Source organism: Pseudomonas sp. NBRC 111140, from assembly GCF_001320885.1.
GTDB classification, from domain to species: domain Bacteria; phylum Pseudomonadota; class Gammaproteobacteria; order Pseudomonadales; family Pseudomonadaceae; genus Aquipseudomonas; species Aquipseudomonas putida_P.
In genome coordinates this window covers 56,825-75,512 of sequence record NZ_BCBQ01000014.1, presented here as the reverse complement: position 1 = coordinate 75,512, position 18,688 = coordinate 56,825, and the positions used below count along the sequence as shown (strand labels likewise).

Genomic DNA, 18,688 nt, shown 5'->3' with positions numbered 1-18,688 from the left:
ATACACAGCCCCCCAGTGCCACCAAAGCCCGACGGGCCGGCCGGAAAGGTACCTTCATGTTGCCGCATTGGCCGCGCTGGTCAGGGAACAGGACGAATATTCGCCGCAGGTGGCGTATTTGCCCTAAAATGCGTGTCTTTATCATCTTTGAACAACCGTGAGTTTGATTGATGACGAGTACGCCCAAACCCCTGGTCCTGATCATCCTGGATGGCTTCGGCCACAGCGAAGTCCCCGAACACAACGCCATCTTTGCCGCCAATACGCCGGTCTATGATCGCCTGCGCGCTACCTTGCCGCATGGCCTCATTTCCGGCTCGGGCATGGATGTCGGCCTGCCGGACGGGCAGATGGGCAACTCCGAAGTCGGTCACATGAACCTGGGGGCCGGCCGCGTCGTCTACCAGGACTTCACCCGCGTCACCAAAGCCATCCGCGATGGCGAGTTCTTCAAAAACCCGGTGCTCACCGGTGCCGTGGACAAGGCAGCCAGTGCCGGCAAGGCCGTGCACATCCTCGGCCTGCTGTCCGATGGTGGCGTACACAGCCACCAGGACCACCTGGTGGCCATGGCCGAACTGGCTGCGCAGCGCGGAGCGGAAAAGATCTACCTGCACGCTTTCCTCGATGGCCGCGACACCCCGCCACGCAGCGCACAGTCGTCGATCGAACTGCTCGACGCCACCTTCGCCAAACTGGGCAAGGGCCGCATCGCCAGCCTGATCGGCCGCTACTACGCCATGGACCGCGATAACCGCTGGGACCGCGTCAGCGCCGCCTACAACCTGATCGTCGACAGCGCAGCCGAATACACGGCCGACACCGCCCAGGCCGGCCTGGAAGCGGCCTACGCCCGTGACGAAAGCGACGAGTTCGTCAAAGCCACGCGCATCGGCGAAGCGGTCAAGGTTGAGGACGGCGACGCCGTGGTCTTCATGAACTTCCGCGCCGACCGTGCTCGCGAGCTGTCCCGTGCGTTTGTCGAGCCGGACTTCACTGAGTTCGCCCGCGCGCGCCTGCCGAAAATGGCGGCCTACATCGGCCTGACCCAGTACTCGGCAAAAATCCCGGCACCGGCAGCCTTTGCGCCCTCCAGCCTGAACAACGTGCTGGGCGAGTACCTGGCAAAAAACGGCAAGACCCAACTGCGCATCGCCGAAACCGAGAAGTACGCCCACGTCACCTTCTTCTTTTCCGGCGGCCGCGAAGAGCCGTTCGAGGGCGAAGAGCGCATTCTGATCCCGTCGCCGAAGGTCGCCACCTATGACCTGCAGCCGGAAATGAACGCACCGCAAGTGACCGATCGCATCGTCGAAGCCATCGAGCAGCAGCGCTTCGACGTGATCGTGGTCAACTACGCCAACGGCGACATGGTCGGCCATACCGGCGTGTTCGAAGCTGCGGTCAAGGCCGTCGAAGCACTCGATACCTGCGTCGGCCGCATCGTCGATGCACTGGAGAAAGTCGGCGGCGAAGCCCTGATCACCGCCGACCACGGCAACGTCGAGCAGATGGAAGACGAATGCACCGGCCAGGCGCACACCGCGCACACCACCGAGCCGGTACCGTTCATCTATGTGGGTAAGCGCAACCTGAAAGTGCGCGACGGTGGCGTACTGGCCGACGTGGCGCCGACCATGCTGCAACTGCTGGGGCTGGAAAAGCCGGTGGAAATGACCGGTACTTCGATTCTGGTCGACGCCTGATCCCAGGCGCTGGGGCTGCCATGCAGCCCCAATGGCACATGAATTCCGGACAAACGCCCCTCTGCACCCGCAGCGAGGCGTTTTTTTTGCCGGCCCAGGCGGGCATACTAGGCCAGTCTCCATCCTTGGTACGCCAAACCCCATGCTTCGCGCCCTGATTCTCCTAGCCCTGTCTTGCCTGCTCAGCCCGGCTATTGCCGATGAGCGTGCGCAGACCCAGCAGCAACTGGACGCCACCCGCCAGGACATTGCCGAGCTCAAGAAGACGCTGGGCAAGCTCCAGGAAGAAAAGGCCGGTGTGCAAAAGGACCTCAAAGCCACCGAGACCGACATCGGCAACCTCGAAAAGCAGGTGGAGGCCCTGCAGCAAGAACTAAAAAAGACTGAAGGCGAGCTGGAGCGCCTTGATACCGAGAAAAAAAAACTCCAGAGCGCCCGCGTTGAACAACAGCGGCTGATCGCCATTCAGGCCCGTTCGGCCTACCAGAACAACGGTCGCGAGGAATACCTCAAACTGCTGCTCAACCAGCAGAACCCCGAGAAGTTCGCCCGCACCCTCACGTATTACGACTACCTGAGCAAGGCGCGCCTGGAGCAATTGCGCACCTTCAACGAGACCTTGCGCCAACTGGCCAACGTCGAGCAGGACATTGCCAGCCAGCAACAACAGCTGCTGGCCCAACGCGCTGACCTCGACAGCCGTCGCCAGGCCCTGGAAACCGAGCGCAGCAAGCGCCAGCAGGTACTGGCCAAGCTCAACAGCGATGTCAAGGACCGCGACCAGAAGCTGCAATCGCGCGAACAGGACCAGGCCGACCTGGCCAAGGTGCTTAAGACCATCGAGGAAACCCTCGCTCGCCAGGCCCGCGAAGCCGAAGAAGCACGCAAGAAGGCCCTGTTGGCGCAGCAGGAAGCGGAAAAGCGCCGCCAGCAGGAAGCGCTGGCCGCCGCCGCCGCACGCGACCGAGCCCGTGAGCCTGCAGAGCCTGTGGAGCCGCCGAAAAAAGCCCGCACCACCCTCGGCCCGCTGGTTTCCAGCGATGGCGCGAACTACGGCGGCGCTTTTTCTGCCGCGCGGGGCAAACTTCCATGGCCAGTCAATGGTCGACTGCTGGCACGCTTCGGTGATGCCCGTGGCAGCGATGCCCGTGCCAAGTGGGACGGGGTGATGATCAGCGCCAACCCAGGCACCCAGGTACGTGCGGTGCACGGCGGGCGCGTGGTATTCGCCGACTGGTTGCGCGGCGCCGGGCTTCTGGTCATTCTCGACCATGGCAACGGTTACCTGAGCCTGTACGGCCACAACCAGAGCCTGCTCAAGAGCGCCGGTGATATCGTCAAGGCTGGTGAAGCCATTTCCACCGTTGGCGACAGCGGTGGCCAGGACGCGGCAGGCTTGTACTTCGCCATTCGCCAGCAGGGTCGGCCTACCGACCCCTCGCAGTGGTGTCGGGGCTAGTCAAATTTCTACGGCGTAGCCTGAGTGCTGCGCCGATGCTCCCCAGGGAGCGCTTACAGGATCAGGAGTTCGTTCGACATGCTGCACTCGCCTCGTCTCACCCAGCTGGCCCTGTCCATCGCCCTGGCGGTCGGCGCGCCCCTGGCCACTGCCGCCGAGCCGGCCAAGGCTGCCGCAGTGCCCGCCACCGAGGTGACCGCCAAGGCACCACTGCCGTTGGAAGAACTGCGCACCTTCGCCGAGGTCATGGACCGTATCAAGGCCGCCTACGTCGAACCGGTAGACGACAAGACCCTGCTGGAAAACGCCATCAAGGGCATGCTCAGCAACCTGGACCCGCACTCGGCCTACCTTGGCCCCGAGGACTTCCAGGAGCTGCAGGAGAGCACCAGCGGCGAATTCGGCGGGCTGGGCATCGAAGTGGGCCAGGAAGATGGCTTCATCAAGGTGGTGTCGCCGATCGACGACACCCCGGCCTCACGTGCCGGCGTGCAGGCGGGTGACCTGATCGTCAAGATCAACGGTGCCCCGACACGCGGCCAGACCATGACCGAAGCGGTCGACAAGATGCGCGGCAAGGTCGGCGAAAAAATCACCCTGACCCTGGTGCGCGATGGCGGCAACCCGTTTGATGTGACCCTGGCCCGCGCGGTCATCCAGGTCAAGAGCGTGAAGAGCCAACTGCTGGAGAACGACTACGGTTACATCCGTATCACCCAGTTCCAGGTCAAGACCGGCGACGAAGTGGGCAAAGCCCTGGCCAAGCTGCGCAAGGACAACGGCAAGAAGCTGCGCGGGGTAGTGCTGGACCTGCGTAACAACCCAGGTGGCGTGCTGCAGTCGGCCGTGGAAGTGGCCGACCACTTCCTGACCAAGGGCCTGATCGTCTACACCAAGGGCCGTATCGCCAACTCCGAGCTGCGCTTCTCGGCCGACCCGGCCGACGCCAGTGAAGGCGTACCCCTGGTGGTGCTGATCAACGGTGGCAGTGCCTCGGCGTCGGAAATTGTCGCCGGCGCACTGCAGGACCAGAAGCGCGCCGTGCTGATGGGTACCGACAGCTTCGGCAAAGGCTCGGTGCAGACTGTGCTGCCGCTGGCCAACGACCGTGCCCTGAAACTCACCACCGCCTTGTACTACACCCCCAACGGCCGCTCGATCCAGGCCCAGGGCATCGTACCGGACATCGAGGTGCGCCCGGCCAAGCTCACCGCCGAAGTCGACACCGAAAACTTCAAGGAAGCCGACCTGCAGGGCCACTTGGGCAACGGCAACGGCGGCGCCGACCGCCCGACGGGCAGCAGCAAACGCAAGGAACGTCCGCAGGACGATGACTTCCAACTGAGCCAGGCGCTGAGCCTGCTCAAAGGGCTGAACATCACCTCGGGCAAATGATTCACGCGATGCGTTACCTGCTGTGTCTGTTGTTGTGCCTGTTGGCCGGGGTCGCGCAAGCGGCGCCGGCCGCCAAGGCCTACCTGAGCATCATCATCGACGACCTGGGCCAGAGCAGCGAGCGCGACAACCGCACCCTCGCCCTCCCCGGCCCAGTCACGATGGCGATCATGCCCGACACCCCCCACGCCAGCGATTTCGCCCGCCAGGCCCACAAGGCCGGCAAGACGGTGATCCTGCACATGCCCATGGACCCGGCCACCGGGCCCTACGCCTGGCACCCCGGCGCGCCATTGCCGGAACTTGCCAGCCGCTTGCAAGCCGCCCTGGCCAAAGTCCCCTACGCAGCGGGCATCAACAACCACATGGGCAGCCGCATGACGGCACAACGTGAACCCATGGCCTGGCTGATGGGCGAACTGCAGCAACGCCACCTGTTCTTCGTCGACAGCCGCACCAGCGCCGCCACCGTGGCGGCGGCCGAGGCCCAACGCATTGGCCTGGCGCACGTGTCGCGGGATGTATTCCTGGACGACGTGCGCACCCCGGAGGCCATCGCCGCCCAGTTGCAACAAGGCGTCGCGCTCGCCCGCAAGCAGGGCTCGGCTGTGCTGATCGGGCATCCCTACCCGCAGACGCTGCAAGTGCTGGAAAGCGCGATGCCTGCTCTCAAACACCAAGGCATCGAGCTGATCCCACTGCGCCAGATGATCGCCGAACGCAGTAACAAGGCGATGCCGGCACATGGCCGACAGGGCGTGTATCAGAACCGCTGAAGGCCGGTAGCACAAGCACTTGCCTGCAGTAAGTGCGCACCAGCTCTTCACTCGAAGGGAATCAGACCCTCGACATCCGCCCAGCGCAGATTACCGCGATAAATGGCCAGCAGTTCACCGGCGCTGGCAGCAGCGCGCAGCTGTGCCTCCCGCCCCAGCGTGCGCTGCGCCCACAGTTTGAGATGTCCCTTGCTGAACTGCCGCACAGGCGTGTCGGCGGCCGGGTAGTGGAAGTGTGCTTCCCATAACCCCGCACCCTTGGCCTTGCCGGGCGCGGGCACGCGTCGAATCTCGAACACATCGAGAAAATCACCGGCGCCCAGTGGCTTGCGGGTCACGGTCCGAGTGATCCGGACCTGCACCTGCTCCACCAGAAACCGGAGGCTGTTGGCCGAAGGATGGCTGGTCGAGGTGTAAGTGGAAATCAGGTAATCCCGCTGCACCGATTCCAGGCGCTCGATGTCGTCGGCCAGGCGACTGCCAAACTCGCTTTCGATGCCAGCCCGCTTCAGCAGCTTCCCAGCCTCCTCCAGCTGGCTGACATGATGGTCGATGATGGTACGGATACCAAACGGGTCTTCTGCCTTGGCATACTTGCGCACAAGACGAATCACACCATCGACCTGCTTCAGCGCGGCCCTGGCCTTACCCCTGGCGAGCCCTGCATTGACGGCTGCTTCGGTGCCTTGCTCCTCCGCCACCGCAGGACGTTGCTCAACGAACCTATCGCCGTCCTGGCGGAACGTGCGCAGCACCTGACCCGTGACATCATGCTGCTGAACAACCCGCTCGCCAGAAACCTCGACTTCCTCGCCCACTACACTGCGCCCGTCATAGGTACGCGCTATGCGCAAGGTGCCAGGGCGCTGGGCATACAGACGCGTCTTGGGCTGCGCCGGAGTCGATAGCTCAAGCTCGCGCACCACCTGCGCAAGCAGCTGTTCGGCCTGGCTGGTCAGCCTGTGCAGCACGTCCTTGTATTGCGCGACCTTGGCCTCTACCAACAGCTCGGGAGATGTTTCGGCCAGATAATCCAAGCGTGCCCGGGTGCTCTGGTAGGTATCCAAGGTACTGCTCAGTACCTGCTGTTGAGTGGTCAATGGCAGGCCGTCGGCGGTGATCAACTCTTCATGGGCGGCGCCTGCACTCTTGAGCTCGTCACCAGCCAGATAATCCAGCGCCTGAATCAATTCCCGCTCGTCCACCGGGGCCTCACGCGTCAGGCTCAGTTCACCAAGGTCCAGCAAGCTCCGCAGGCGCAAGCCGATACCGCTGAGCTTGCGGCTATCCTGCAGAAACTTCAGGACGGCACGCTTCTCCACCCTCGTATCGAGCACCGCGTCCCATAGCACGAGACCGTCGCTCTGCAAGCTCTCAATCAGCACATCCAGCACCTCGGACACTTCGATCAGATCCAGCTGCCAGCTCAGCACCTTTTCCAACTTCGCCCTGGCAAACCGATAATGATTGAGCTCTTCGGCACTCTCCGGCTTGGCGGCCATGCCATTGAGCACATCAGGCAGATCCGCCTCGTTCACCTGCATCACGGCTTCGTTGTAGAACCCCACGCCGTAATCGATCAACTCATGACGTATGATGCCCCGCTGACGGGGCAGCACAGCGAACAACGCCTGAGACGCAAAGCGCTGCTCACTCATTGAAGTCATCACGTCATCCAACCTTATGGTGCAGTCCACCATCTTCTTGAGGTCATCCAGGGAAAGCGCCTTCGCAATGGCAACTTCCCCCTGGACGCTGGCAATCCGCTCATCGAACTTCGCTGCCAGGCTCGAATCGGTGATCGACTGGGCATGCTGGCGCAGCCGATCGAGCTCTGCTTCCTTGGCCTTGACCTTGTCCTTGCTCGCCTCGAAGAAATTGCCCAGGGTGTTGCGCTCTGCAAGCAACTCGTTCTGGCGCTGGTTCAACTGCTCGAAATCGCTCTTGTTCTTCCTTTGCGCCAGCTCCAGGCGACTCTTCGGCCCGCCCCCCACCAGTCTCAGCGCGGTATCGATGCGCCAGTTTCCCTGGCCCCGGACAAGCCAGGGCCCATGCGCATCCTGCGGCCCAACGATGCGTGCAGCGCTTCCCTGCAATTCGACCTGGTAGGTATCACCGGCAAGGATGACGTATTGACGGCCCTGCACCTGATAGACCCCCAAGGCATCCGGCGACACCCCCGTCAGTTCCACGGCCGAAGCCAGACGGCGAAGCGATGTGCGCTGCTGGGAGGTCAGTACATTGACCCCCTGTGCACCTCGCCAGGAGAAATCCAGCACCTGACTGGTACGATTGGCCAGCTGAGACGCCTCGCCTTGTACGGGCATTACCGCCAGCGCGCTGTCCGTGCTGGCCATGGCAAGCCGTGGCAGTGGTTTTGTTATGCGCGTCGGCCCGACAGGGTCGACCGATGGCAAGCGTACATGCACCAACGCCATGCCCAGATTCAGCAGCGCATCCACCACCGCCGCGCTGCGCTCGAATGCGCTGCCCTCGGAGAATGCCTGCGCATCGCGCATAGCCCCCAGCACCGACTGCGCCAGCCAGGCGACCGTGGCAATCGGCCCGCGCAGCAACAGTGTGGCCACATCGAACAACAGCCAGGCGCCCTGCCGTAACAGGGCCCAACGGCTTTGGCGAGTAGAGACCGATTGCCGGCCGGCCAACTCGACCAGCAAGCGGCGATTGCCGTCGTACATCAGCCGGTCGACATCCGCTACCCAGGGCAGTTGGATTAAGGTCGGTGGATCTGCCCGGCCCGGCAACAGCGAAGTATCGATGATCGGCGCCCCCAGGTGTGGCTCGAAGAATCCGCCATGGTCGTATACCGCGCGAGCCTGGGGATCGAGCCATTGCAGGACACTTTCGCGCAGCGCCTTATTGTCGCGAACCGCCTCCATCAGCGCCTCAAAGCCCGAAAACTCGGTCAAGCCCTGCTGGCCGTACAGCGGCCGATAAAGTACCAACGAAAACGGCTCGACCGAGTGCAGCACGAACATGCCCATGACCAGATCCGGGGCCGGATGATCCACCGCACGCTGAAACGCCAGCGGCATGAGCGTGGTTCGGGGGCGCTGGGCATCCAACCGTCCGGCACAGTAGTCGACGATAGCTTGCAGACCTACCTCACTCAGCGTGCCGCCCAGCTTGGCGCTGAGGGCGCTGAACAGCAGGGAGCAGCGCCATTCGCGGGCAAAGCGGGTGACCCGCTCTGGCTGCAGGGCGGGGTCGAGCTGTTCGGATACATAGGCGGGATAGCGACCGCCGATATCGACACGCTCGACCAGTGATCGTAGATAGTCGCCGGTCAACCAGGGGGCGATCAGTTGCTCGTCACGATGCTCGATCTTCGTGATCACCGCATCGCCCAGCACGCTCAGGTTGCCGATGGCAAATTCGGTCAGCGTGATGCTGCGGGATTCGATGACGCCATCCCCAGGCCCCACACCCGCCCCTCCGGGCACGCCCCGCGCTGTGGTCAGGGTCAGCAGCAAATCGGCGGCGTAGTAGTTCGCTTCATCGGGTTGATCCAGCAGCATCTGCTGCCTGAGCTGCGCATCAGTGTAGCTGTGCAGGTCTTCGACACCCTCGAGGGCAGAGCTGCCTAGCGACTCGGCCTGCGCCAAAGCCAGCTCGAACAGCCCGCGCTGGAACGCGAATTTATCTTGTGCCTGTGCGCGGTAGAGCCCCAATGGGGTCGAAACGCCGGCCTCGTCCGCAGCGTGATAACCCGCGATGAACCACTGCGCGGGGTCGCTGGCGCTCGAATAGAAATGCTCAAGCGACGCCACATCATTGAACGTCGAAACCTGCCAGCGATCCACCTGGCCCAGCATGCGCTCAAGCAACAGGGTGCACTGCACGGAAAACACGTCGCCAGTGCATTCATGGCGGCGCCAAGTCAACGAGGTAAAACGCTGGGTCTCGGCCAACTCATCGCGCAATGCGGTGGCGAAGGCATCGTAGCCGGAAAACCCTTTGACCACCCCACTGGGGGCACACCACAGCACCTGCTCGCTTTCGTCCCACTCACCGCGCACAAGCAGTTGCGTCTGCAAAAGGTCGACGCTGTCAGCGCCATCATTCAGTTGCACCTCGACGCTGAACACCGAAGGTAGCTGCGCCCCACCCTTGAGCAGCCCCAATACGCAGTCACGTTGCTGGGCATCGAGGTCTTGCAGGGGCAGGCTTTGCAGCAGGGTCGACTTGATGACCTGCGCAAGCCAGCGATCCCGGCTAACGCCATGGAAGCCGACGGCCGCCCAATAGGCGACCTGGGCCTGGCGAAACCGCTCTGGCAGTGTCGACACCAGTCGGTTCAGCTCAGCCAGTACGCCGTCCGCAGCTACCGAGGTAAATTCCAACGGCTCGCCGGCGGTATTACGCATAACGTACGGCAGTGCAACCCGGACAGAGAAAGTTCCACCTGCCAGCCCCATCGCTTCCAACGTGCAGCCCTGGCGCAGGGCATCGAGCAAGGCATCGACCAGTGGCCGCGAAAACCAGGAATCATAAGGGCGGTACTGGCCAGTGACAGCCCCGTCGTAGGGGATATCCAGGATGACAGGGCCTGCATCCGGTAACTCGGCAGCGGCAATGCTACCTAGATGCGCAGCCAGCACTTGCAAGGCCTGCTGCGAGGCCAGCTGGCGCAGGGTCGGGCGATCAGCGAACGCCAGCGACACCGCGCGCTGGTAGTCCGGTGTGGTTCTGGTTTCGATTGGCATGCGAGGTCACCCTGGGTGATGAATGAATCACCCAGGGTGCGTTTTCGCGAAAGGCGGGAGGCACTAATTAATGCTGCACAAGTCATTCACCCGGCTCAACGATCACCTGCAGGAAACAAAAGAGGCCCGATTCCTTCGAACCGGGCCTCTGCCTCACAGCAACAGCAATCAGCTGTACACACGCCCCAGCAACTGGCGGTGGCTTTCGAACTGATCCAGCACATCACGCACGATTTGTTCGCGAGTGAAGCCCATCAGGTCGTATTCCTGGCTGCCGTCGTGCAGGTACACCTCGGCGCGGTAGAAGCGCTGCTGCACCTCCGGCTCGCCTTCGACCGGCGCCTCGCTCGGCGCGGCCAGGTAACCGTCCAGGCTGGCTTCGTAGACGAAGGGGTTGCCCTCTTCCATCATCACCCGCAGGCCCATCATGTTGCGCGACTGGCCAACCCGGGTTTCTACCTCGAAGCCCAGGGTCTGCAGCTGTGCGGCCGCTTCTTTCAGCGCCGGGCTGACCTGCTTGTCCATGAACCGCTGCACCACGGCCTGGGTCGGCTGCAGCTCCAGCTGGCTCAGGCGCTCGCTGAAGCCGCGGCGACCGCGGGCGGCCAGCTCGGCACGCTCCTGCTCGACTGCCACGTCCTGCTTCATGGCCTTGTACAACCCGAACATGAACAGTACCAGCACCACCGAGAACGGCAGGCCCGCCAGCACCACCATGGTCTGCATGGCCTCGAAGTTACCGGCGAACAGCAGGCCGATGGTGACCAGGGTGATAACCACCGACCAGAACACCACCATCCAGTGCGGGGCGTCTTCGTCGACCTTGCCGCCTTTGCACGACAGGTTGGCCATCATCACCGCACCGGAGTCGGCCGGGGTAAGGAACAGCACGAAGCCGACGAACACCGCCACACCAATCACGATCTTGGCTGCCGGGAAGTATTCCAGCAGTTGGTAGATCGACATCGACGGCTGTTCCAGCGCAGTCTTGCCCAGCTCCACGGCGCCCTGGTTGATCACCAAGTCCAGTGCGGTGTTGCCGAAGATCGACAGCCACGCCAAGGTGAAGCCCAGCGGGATCAACAGCACACCCATCACCAACTGGCGCACGGTGCGGCCCTTGGAGATACGGGCAATGAACATACCGACGAATGGGCCCCAGGAGATCCACCAGGCCCAATAGAACACGGTCCACAGGCCCAGCCAGCGCTCGGACTTGCCGGCTTCGCCTTCGTACACATACAGGTCGAAGGTTTTCAGCACGATGCCGTTCAGGTAGTCGCCGACGTTCTGCACGAAGCCGTTGAGCAGGTGCAGGGTTTCACCGCCCAGCAGCACGAAGATCAGCAGGCCGCTGAACAGCATGATGTTCAGGTTGGACAGGCGGCGAATGCCGTTTTCCACACCCGACACCGCAGCCACGGTGGCCACACCGGCCATGACCAGGATCACCACCAGCAGGTTGGTCTTGCTGTGGTCCATGCCGAACAGGTATTCCAGGCCCGAGGATACCTGCATCGAGCCGATACCTAGGTTGGTCACCAGGCCCAGCAGGGTGACGAACATGCCAAAGATGTCGACGGCGTTGCCGGCAGCACCCTTGACCCAACGCTCGCCGACCAGCGGGTACAGCGCCGAACGCAGGGCCAGCGGCTGGTTGTGGCGGTAGGCGAAGTAACCCACGGCCAGGCCGACCAGGGCATAGATCGCCCAGCCGTGCAGGCCCCAGTGCAGGAAGGTCAGCTGCAGGCCCTGGCGCGCGGCCTCGAGGCTGGCTGGGGTGCCTTCCGGTGGGTTGAAGTAGTGGTCCAGCGGCTCGGAAGCGCCGAAGTACAGCAGCGAAATACCGATACCAGACGAGAACAGCATGCCGGCCCAGGCGCCATAGCTGAAGTCAGGCTGGTCATCCTTGCCACCCAGCTTGAGGCTGCCGTAGTCGGAGAAGGCCAGGTAGACGACGAACAGCAAGTAGCCGCAGATGACCAGCATGTAGTACCAGCCAAAGGTACGCGTCAGCCATTTCTGGGCCACGCCCAGCACTTGGCCTGCGGTTTCGGGTACAGCGATCAGCAAGGCAGTCAGAACAAGGATCATCAGCGCGGAGGTGAAGAACACCACGCGGTTGACCCGTACCCTCTCGGCGGGGGGCTTGGTAAGTGAGGCAGAACTCATTGCACGAATGCTCCGGGCAGTACGGCTGTGGAGGCTAATCAGTCTTTCCCGAGCAATTGGTGGAATATCCCCACTGCGTCAGGTGTTATAAAAGCACCCTGGAAACCGTGATCCCGAATCGATACGTTGCAAAAAAACAGACAGGTGGCCTGCTGAAAATGCCACGCATCCGCAGAGGTGCGCGCATTCGTCACAGATCACCCCGCCCGCTCCAAGGGCCTGCCGCAGGGCCAAAAGCCGCGCGGCAGAATCTGCATTTCGCATCGCTCATGCCCGTCAACGCCTTGTATTCCGGGGGTTACGCGATTTCCTGGGGTGTCAATCCGTGCCTTCTCGACCGCCTGAAAAACTGTCAATGGCACAAATTGTCGCAGAGCTTATTCTTTATTGATTGAACGTTCAATCAAAACAAAATAGACTGGCCTTCGCCGAGTCAGCCGCCTGTCGTCTGCTCGCAGGCCTGAGGAGATAGCAAGATGCCCAAGGTCGGTATGCAACCCATCCGCCGCCAGCAGTTGATCGAAGCCACGTTGCAGGCGGTCGATCAGGTCGGTCTGGGGGACGCCAGCATTGCGCTGATTGCCCGTTTGGCCGGTGTGTCGAACGGCATCATCAGTCACTACTTTCGGGACAAGAATGGTCTGATCGCAGCGACGATGGGTTACATCATGAGCATGCTCAACGAAGGCGTTAGAGCACGTCGCCAGGCCCTGACGGACGACAGCCCGCGTGCCCACCTGAAAGTGATCATCGAGGGCAACTTCGATGCCAGCCAGGTGAACGGCCCGGCAATGAAAACCTGGTTGGCCTTTTGGGCTTCCAGCATGCACCAGCCCGATTTGCACAGGTTGCAGCGGATCAACGACCACCGCTTGTATTCCAACCTGTGCTGCCAGTTCCGCCGCACCCTGCCGCCCTACCATGCGCGCAAGGCAGCCCGCGGCCTGGCGGCCTTGATCGACGGCTTGTGGCTGCGTGGTGCCCTGTCGGGTGATGCATTCGACACCGACCAGGCAATACGGATTGCTTACGAATACATGGATCTACAACTGGCTAAACAGCACACCCTGGGCACAAACGACCAGGCCGCTGAACAAGCGCGCACGGCCCTTGCCAACCCGGCAGGAGCGTGACGCGCTAGCCAAACCACACACTGCACTTGCGAGGACACTATGGCCCGTTTCGGAACGCAAAAACTCTACATTGATGGCGCTTACGTCGACGCTGGCAGCGATGCCACTTTCGAAGCCATCAACCCGGCCACTGGCGAAGTCCTCGCCCACGTACAGCGTGCCACCGAGGCCGACGTCGAGAAGGCCGTGGAAAGCGCCGAGCGTGGCCAGAAGGTCTGGGCTGCGATGACCGCCATGCAGCGCTCGCGCATCCTGCGCCGCGCTGTCGACATCCTGCGCGAGCGCAACGATGAACTGGCTCAGCTGGAAACCCTGGACACCGGCAAGTCGTACTCCGAAACCCGCTACGTCGACATCGTTACCGGCGCCGATGTGCTGGAATACTACGCAGGCCTGGTACCGGCCATCGAAGGCGAGCAGATCCCGCTGCGCGAATCGTCCTTTGTCTACACCCGCCGCGAGCCGCTGGGCGTGACCGTGGGTATCGGCGCCTGGAACTACCCGATCCAGATCGCCCTGTGGAAATCCGCCCCGGCCCTGGCCGCTGGCAACGCGATGATCTTCAAGCCGTCGGAAGTCACCTCGCTGACCACCCTGAAACTGGCCGAGATCTACACCGAAGCCGGCCTGCCGAATGGCGTGTTCAACGTGCTGACCGGCAGTGGCCGCGAAGTCGGTACCTGGCTGACCGAGCACCCACGCATCGAAAAAGTGTCCTTCACCGGCGGCACCACCACCGGCAAGAAAGTCATGGCCAGCGCCTCCAGCTCCTCGCTGAAGGAAGTCACCATGGAACTGGGCGGCAAATCGCCACTGATCATCTGCGCCGACGCCGACCTGGACAAGGCCGCCGACATCGCCATGATGGCCAACTTCTACAGCTCGGGCCAGGTGTGCACCAACGGCACCCGCGTGTTCATCCCAGCTGAAATGAAGGCTGCCTTCGAAGCCAAGATCGCCGAGCGCGTTGCCCGCATTCGCGTTGGCAACCCGGAAGACGAAAACACCAACTTCGGCCCGCTGGTCAGCTTCGCGCACATGGAAAACGTGCTGAGCTACATCGCCAAGGGCAAAGAAGAAGGTGCCCGCGTCCTGTGCGGCGGCGAGCGTCTGACCGAAGGCGAATTCGCCAAGGGCGCCTTCGTGGCCCCGACCGTGTTCACCGATTGCAGCGACGACATGACCATCGTCAAGGAAGAGATCTTCGGCCCGGTCATGAGCATTCTGTCCTACGAGACCGAAGAAGAAGTGATCCGTCGCGCCAACGACACCGAGTACGGCCTGGCTGCCGGTGTGTGCACCAACGACATCACCCGCGCCCACCGCATCATCCACAAGCTCGAAGCCGGTATCTGCTGGATCAACGCCTGGGGTGAATCGCCGGCCGAAATGCCAGTCGGTGGCTACAAGCAGTCGGGCGTTGGCCGTGAGAACGGCGTCAGCTCGCTGGCTCAATACACTCGCATCAAGTCGGTCCAGGTTGAGCTGGGCGGCTACAACTCGGTTTTCTAAACCCTGTCTAGCCACGCCCGTGCCGCTGTGCACGGGCGTTCCCGCTCCCTGATCACCGCCAACACGAGGGTACTTTCATGTCCCAAGAATTCGATTACATCATCGTCGGTGCCGGTTCGGCCGGTAACACCCTGGCTACCCGCCTGACCGAAGACGCCGGCGTCACCGTCCTGCTGCTTGAAGCCGGTGGCCCTGATTACCGCTTCGACTTCCGCACCCAGATGCCAGCTGCCCTGGCCTTCCCGCTGCAGGGCCGCCGCTACAACTGGGCCTACGAGACCGATCCCGAGCCGCACATGGACGGCCGCCGCATGGAATGTGGCCGTGGCAAAGGCCTGGGTGGCTCGTCGCTGATCAACGGCATGTGCTACATCCGTGGCAACGCCATGGACTTCGACGGCTGGGCAGAACTGCCAGGCCTGCAAGACTGGACCTACCTGGACTGCCTGCCGTACTTCCGCAAAGCCGAAACCCGCGACATCGGCCCGAACGACTACCACGGTGGCGAAGGCCCGGTCAGCGTCGCCACGCCGAAGGCTGGCAACAACCCGTTGTTCCACGCCATGGTTGAAGCCGGCGTACAAGCCGGTTACCCACGCACCGAAGACCTCAACGGCTACCAGCAGGAAGGCTTCGGCCCGATGGACCGTTCGGTCACCAAGAACGGCCGCCGTTCCAGCACCGCCCGTGGCTACCTGGACCAGGCCAAGAAGCGCCCGAACCTGACCATCGTCACACACGCCCTGAGCGACCGCGTGCTGTTCGACGGCAAGCGCGCCGTAGGCGTGACCTACCTGGTCGGCGACAGTGAAGAGCGCGTTGAAGCCCGCGCCCGCAAGGAAGTGATCGTCAGCTCCGGCGCCATCGCCTCGCCGCAGCTGCTGCAGCGCTCCGGCGTTGGCCCGCGCGCCCTGCTGGAAAGCCTCGACATCCCGGTTGTGCACGATCTGCCGGGCGTTGGCGAAAACCTGCAGGACCACCTTGAGCTGTACCTGCAGTACGCCTGCACCCAACCGGTATCGCTGTACCCATCGCTGCTTTGGTGGAACCAGCCAGCCATCGGTGCAGAGTGGATGTTCAAAGGCACCGGTATCGGCGCCAGCAACCAGTTCGAGGCCGGTGGTTTCATCCGTACCCGCCCTGAGTTCAAGTGGCCGAACATTCAGTACCACTTCCTGCCAGTCGCCATTAACTACAACGGCTCCAATGGCGTGAAGGAACACGGCTTCCAGGCGCACATGGGCTCCATGCGCTCGCCTGCCCGCGGCCGCATCCAGGCCAAGTCGAAAGACCCGCGCCAGCACCCAAGCATCCTGTTCAACTACATGTCCACCGAGCAGGACTGGCAGGAGTTCCGCGATGGTATCCGCCTGACCCGCGAAATCATGGCCCAGCCGGCGCTGGACCCGTACCGTGGCCGCGAAATCAGCCCGGGCGCCGACGTGCAAACCGACGAGCAGCTGGACAAGTTCATCCGCGAGCACGCCGAAACCGCCTTCCACCCGTCCTGCTCGTGCAAGATGGGCACCGACGACATGGCGGTGGTCGATGGCGAAGGCCGCGTGCATGGCATGAAGGGCCTGCGTGTGGTCGATGCGTCGATCATGCCGCTGATCATCACCGGCAACCTCAACGCCACCACGATCATGATCGCCGAGAAAATTTCGGACAAGATCCGCGGCCGCAAGCCGTTGCCGCGCAGCACCGCCAAGTACTATGTGGCGGGTGATGCACCGGTGAAAGGCAAGCCGATGCGTGAAGTGAAGCAGGCGTAAACCTGCACCGGCCTTTTCGCGGGTAAACCCGCTCCCACACGGACATCACAAATCTCAAGTATTGTGAAAATCCTGTGGGAGCGGGCGTGCCCGCGAAGAGGCCCGCCCAGGCAACACACGGAAAGGCACCCACTGCGGTGCCTTTTGCACATCTGCAGAAACGCTTTACATGCTGCCAATTCATCAGGTTAGAATCGATTGGCACGCGACCTGCTAGCGACACGCTATCAAGCCTCCTCCCGCCCGTTGTCCCGGAGTACCTGCCTTTGGATGCAAGCACCATCAACAGCCTGTTCCTGATCGGCGCATTGCTGGTGGGCGCAAGTATCCTGGTCAGTTCGCTGTCGTCGCGCCTGGGTATCCCTATTCTGGTCATCATCCTCGCGGTCGGCATGGTCGCCGGTGTCGATGGTGGCGGCATCATCTTCAACAACTACCCAACCGCCTACCTGGTGGGCAACCTGGCACTGGCCGTGATCCTGCTTGACGGCGGCCTGCGCACGCGGGTGGCAAGCTTCCGCGTGGCACTGTGGCCGGCGTTGTCGCTGGCCACGGTCGGGGTGATGATCACCACCGCCCTCACCGGCCTGGTTGCCGCCTGGCTGTTCAACCTGAGCTTGATCCAGGGCCTGCTGATCGGCGCCATCGTTGGCTCCACCGACGCCGCTGCGGTGTTCTCGCTGCTGGGCGGCAAAGGCCTGAATGAGCGGGTTACCGCCACCCTGGAGATCGAGTCGGGCAGCAACGACCCGATGGCGGTGTTCCTCACCGTTACCCTGATCGACATGATCGCCAGCGGCCAGACCGGCCTGCACTGGAGCCTGCTGGGCCACTTGCTGCGCGAGTTCGGCATCGGCGGGCTGTTGGGCCTGGGCGGCGGCTGGCTGATGCTGCAACTGGTCAACCGCATCAACCTGGCCGGCGGCCTGTACCCGATTCTGGTCGTGGCCGGCGGCCTGGTGGTGTTCTCGCTGACCAACGCCTTGCACGGTAGCGGCTTCCTCGCCGTGTACCTGTGCGGCCTGGTGCTGGGCAACAAGCCAATTCGCAGCCGCCACGGCATTCTGCACATGCTCGACGGCATGGCCTGGCTGGCCCAGATCGGTATGTTCCTGGTGCTGGGGCTGCTGGTCACCCCGCACGACCTGCTGCCCATTGCCCTGCCGGCATTGGGCCTGGCGCTGTGGATGATCCTGGTGGCGCGGCCACTGTCGGTGGTCGCTGCACTGCTGCCGTTCAAGGCCTTCCATGGCCGCGAAAAGGGCTTTATTTCCTGGGTTGGCCTGCGCGGCGCGGTGCCGATCATTCTGGCGGTATTCCCGCTGATGGCCGGCCTGCCGGACGCCCAGCTGTTCTTCAACCTGGCATTCTTCATCGTGCTGGTGTCACTGCTGGTACAAGGCACCAGCCTGCCGTGGATGGCCAAGCTGCTGAAAGTGACCGTACCACCAGACCCGGCACCGATCTCCCGCTCCGCCCTGGAAGTGCACGTCACCAGCGAATGGGAGCTGTTCGTGTACCGTCTGGGCGCCGAAAAATGGTGTATCGGGGCCGCCCTGCGCGAGCTGAAAATGCCCGAGGGCACACGTATTGCCGCCCTGTTCCGCAACGAGCAATTGCTGCACCCGTCGGGCAGTACCGTGCTGGAAGTTGGCGACATGCTCTGCGTGATCGGCCACGAGCACAACCTGCCAGCCCTGGGCAAACTGTTCAGCCAGGCGCCACAGCGTGGCCTGGACCTGCGTTTCTTCGGCGACTTCGTGCTCGAAGGCGATGCCGAACTGGGTGCGGTGGCAGCGTTGTACGGCCTGAAACTCGATGGCCTGGACGCGAAAATGCCGCTGGCGCAGTTCATCCGACAGAAGGTCGGAGGCGCTCCAGTAGTAGGTGACCAGGTCGAATGGCATGGCACGATCTGGACCGTGGCGACCATGGACGGGAACAAGATCCAGAAAGTAGGCGTCAGATTCCCCGAAGGAACGCGACCCGGACCAGGATTGTTCCTCTAAACTTCGTTTCTGCCGGATCCACAA

10 protein-coding genes are annotated in these 18,688 nt (G+C 62.8%); 8 read left to right on the top strand and 2 right to left on the bottom strand.

Going from position 1 to position 18,688, the window contains the following annotated elements:
- Window positions 1-170 precede the first annotated feature (170 nt).
- From gpmI to APH42_RS06970, 4 genes are all read left to right on the top strand, one after another.
- Window positions 171-1,706 carry a 2,3-bisphosphoglycerate-independent phosphoglycerate mutase gene (gene gpmI, locus APH42_RS06985; protein WP_012274610.1) on the top strand — a complete coding sequence of 512 codons (1,536 nt, stop codon included), beginning with the start codon at window positions 171-173 and terminating at the stop codon, window positions 1,704-1,706.
- A gap of 142 nt (window positions 1,707-1,848) precedes the next feature.
- Complete coding sequence (locus APH42_RS06980) at window positions 1,849-3,165, top strand: murein hydrolase activator EnvC (protein WP_060493012.1); 1,317 nt, start codon at window positions 1,849-1,851, stop codon at window positions 3,163-3,165.
- 78 nt (window positions 3,166-3,243) lie between these two features.
- The gene (locus APH42_RS06975; protein ID WP_012274612.1) at window positions 3,244-4,560 is read left to right on the top strand and encodes a S41 family peptidase; all 1,317 of its coding nucleotides are present in this window, start codon (window positions 3,244-3,246) and stop codon (window positions 4,558-4,560) included.
- Window positions 4,561-4,568: 8 nt separating this feature from the next.
- The gene (locus APH42_RS06970; RefSeq protein ID WP_060493011.1) at window positions 4,569-5,336 is read left to right on the top strand and encodes a divergent polysaccharide deacetylase family protein; all 768 of its coding nucleotides are present in this window, start codon (window positions 4,569-4,571) and stop codon (window positions 5,334-5,336) included.
- A 47-nt stretch (window positions 5,337-5,383) separates the two neighbouring features.
- Here the strand turns inward: APH42_RS06970 and APH42_RS06965 are convergent, their stop codons facing one another.
- Together APH42_RS06965 and APH42_RS06960 are read right to left on the bottom strand one after the other, a co-directional pair.
- The gene (locus APH42_RS06965; RefSeq protein WP_060493010.1) at window positions 5,384-10,063 is read right to left on the bottom strand and encodes a dermonecrotic toxin domain-containing protein; all 4,680 of its coding nucleotides are present in this window, start codon (window positions 10,061-10,063) and stop codon (window positions 5,384-5,386) included.
- Between the two features lie 168 nt (window positions 10,064-10,231).
- Window positions 10,232-12,178, bottom strand: a complete 1,947-nt coding sequence (locus APH42_RS06960; protein ID WP_223296422.1) for a BCCT family transporter — start codon at window positions 12,176-12,178, stop codon at window positions 10,232-10,234.
- Between the two features lie 533 nt (window positions 12,179-12,711).
- Between APH42_RS06960 and betI the strand changes: the two genes are divergently transcribed.
- From betI to APH42_RS06940, 4 genes are all read left to right on the top strand, one after another.
- Window positions 12,712-13,368 (top strand): transcriptional regulator BetI, encoded by a 657-nt coding sequence (betI, locus tag APH42_RS06955; RefSeq protein WP_060493009.1) that lies wholly within the window; start codon window positions 12,712-12,714, stop codon window positions 13,366-13,368.
- Between the two features lie 39 nt (window positions 13,369-13,407).
- Entirely contained in the window at window positions 13,408-14,880 is a 1,473-nt protein-coding gene (gene betB, locus APH42_RS06950) for a betaine-aldehyde dehydrogenase (protein WP_012274617.1), read from the top strand.
- 77 nt (window positions 14,881-14,957) lie between these two features.
- A complete protein-coding gene (gene betA / locus APH42_RS06945) occupies window positions 14,958-16,655 on the top strand; it encodes a choline dehydrogenase (RefSeq protein ID WP_012274618.1) in 1,698 nt (565 codons plus the stop codon).
- A 266-nt stretch (window positions 16,656-16,921) separates the two neighbouring features.
- Window positions 16,922-18,664 carry a potassium/proton antiporter gene (locus APH42_RS06940; RefSeq protein WP_012274619.1) on the top strand — a complete coding sequence of 581 codons (1,743 nt, stop codon included), beginning with the start codon at window positions 16,922-16,924 and terminating at the stop codon, window positions 18,662-18,664.
- Window positions 18,665-18,688: the final 24 nt, after the last annotated feature.

Excerpts from the sequence above, each read along its gene's own strand:
- gpmI (WP_012274610.1), top strand. The coding sequence starts at position 171 with ATGACGAGTACGCCCAAACCCCTGGTCCTGATCATCCTGGATGGCTTC.
- APH42_RS06980 (WP_060493012.1), top strand. The coding sequence starts at position 1,849 with ATGCTTCGCGCCCTGATTCTCCTAGCCCTGTCTTGCCTGCTCAGCCCG.
- APH42_RS06975 (WP_012274612.1), top strand. The coding sequence starts at position 3,244 with ATGCTGCACTCGCCTCGTCTCACCCAGCTGGCCCTGTCCATCGCCCTG.
- APH42_RS06970 (WP_060493011.1), top strand. The coding sequence starts at position 4,569 with ATGCGTTACCTGCTGTGTCTGTTGTTGTGCCTGTTGGCCGGGGTCGCG.
- APH42_RS06965 (WP_060493010.1), bottom strand. The coding sequence starts at position 10,063 with ATGCCAATCGAAACCAGAACCACACCGGACTACCAGCGCGCGGTGTCG.
- betI (WP_060493009.1), top strand. The coding sequence starts at position 12,712 with ATGCCCAAGGTCGGTATGCAACCCATCCGCCGCCAGCAGTTGATCGAA.
- betB (WP_012274617.1), top strand. The coding sequence starts at position 13,408 with ATGGCCCGTTTCGGAACGCAAAAACTCTACATTGATGGCGCTTACGTC.
- betA (WP_012274618.1), top strand. The coding sequence starts at position 14,958 with ATGTCCCAAGAATTCGATTACATCATCGTCGGTGCCGGTTCGGCCGGT.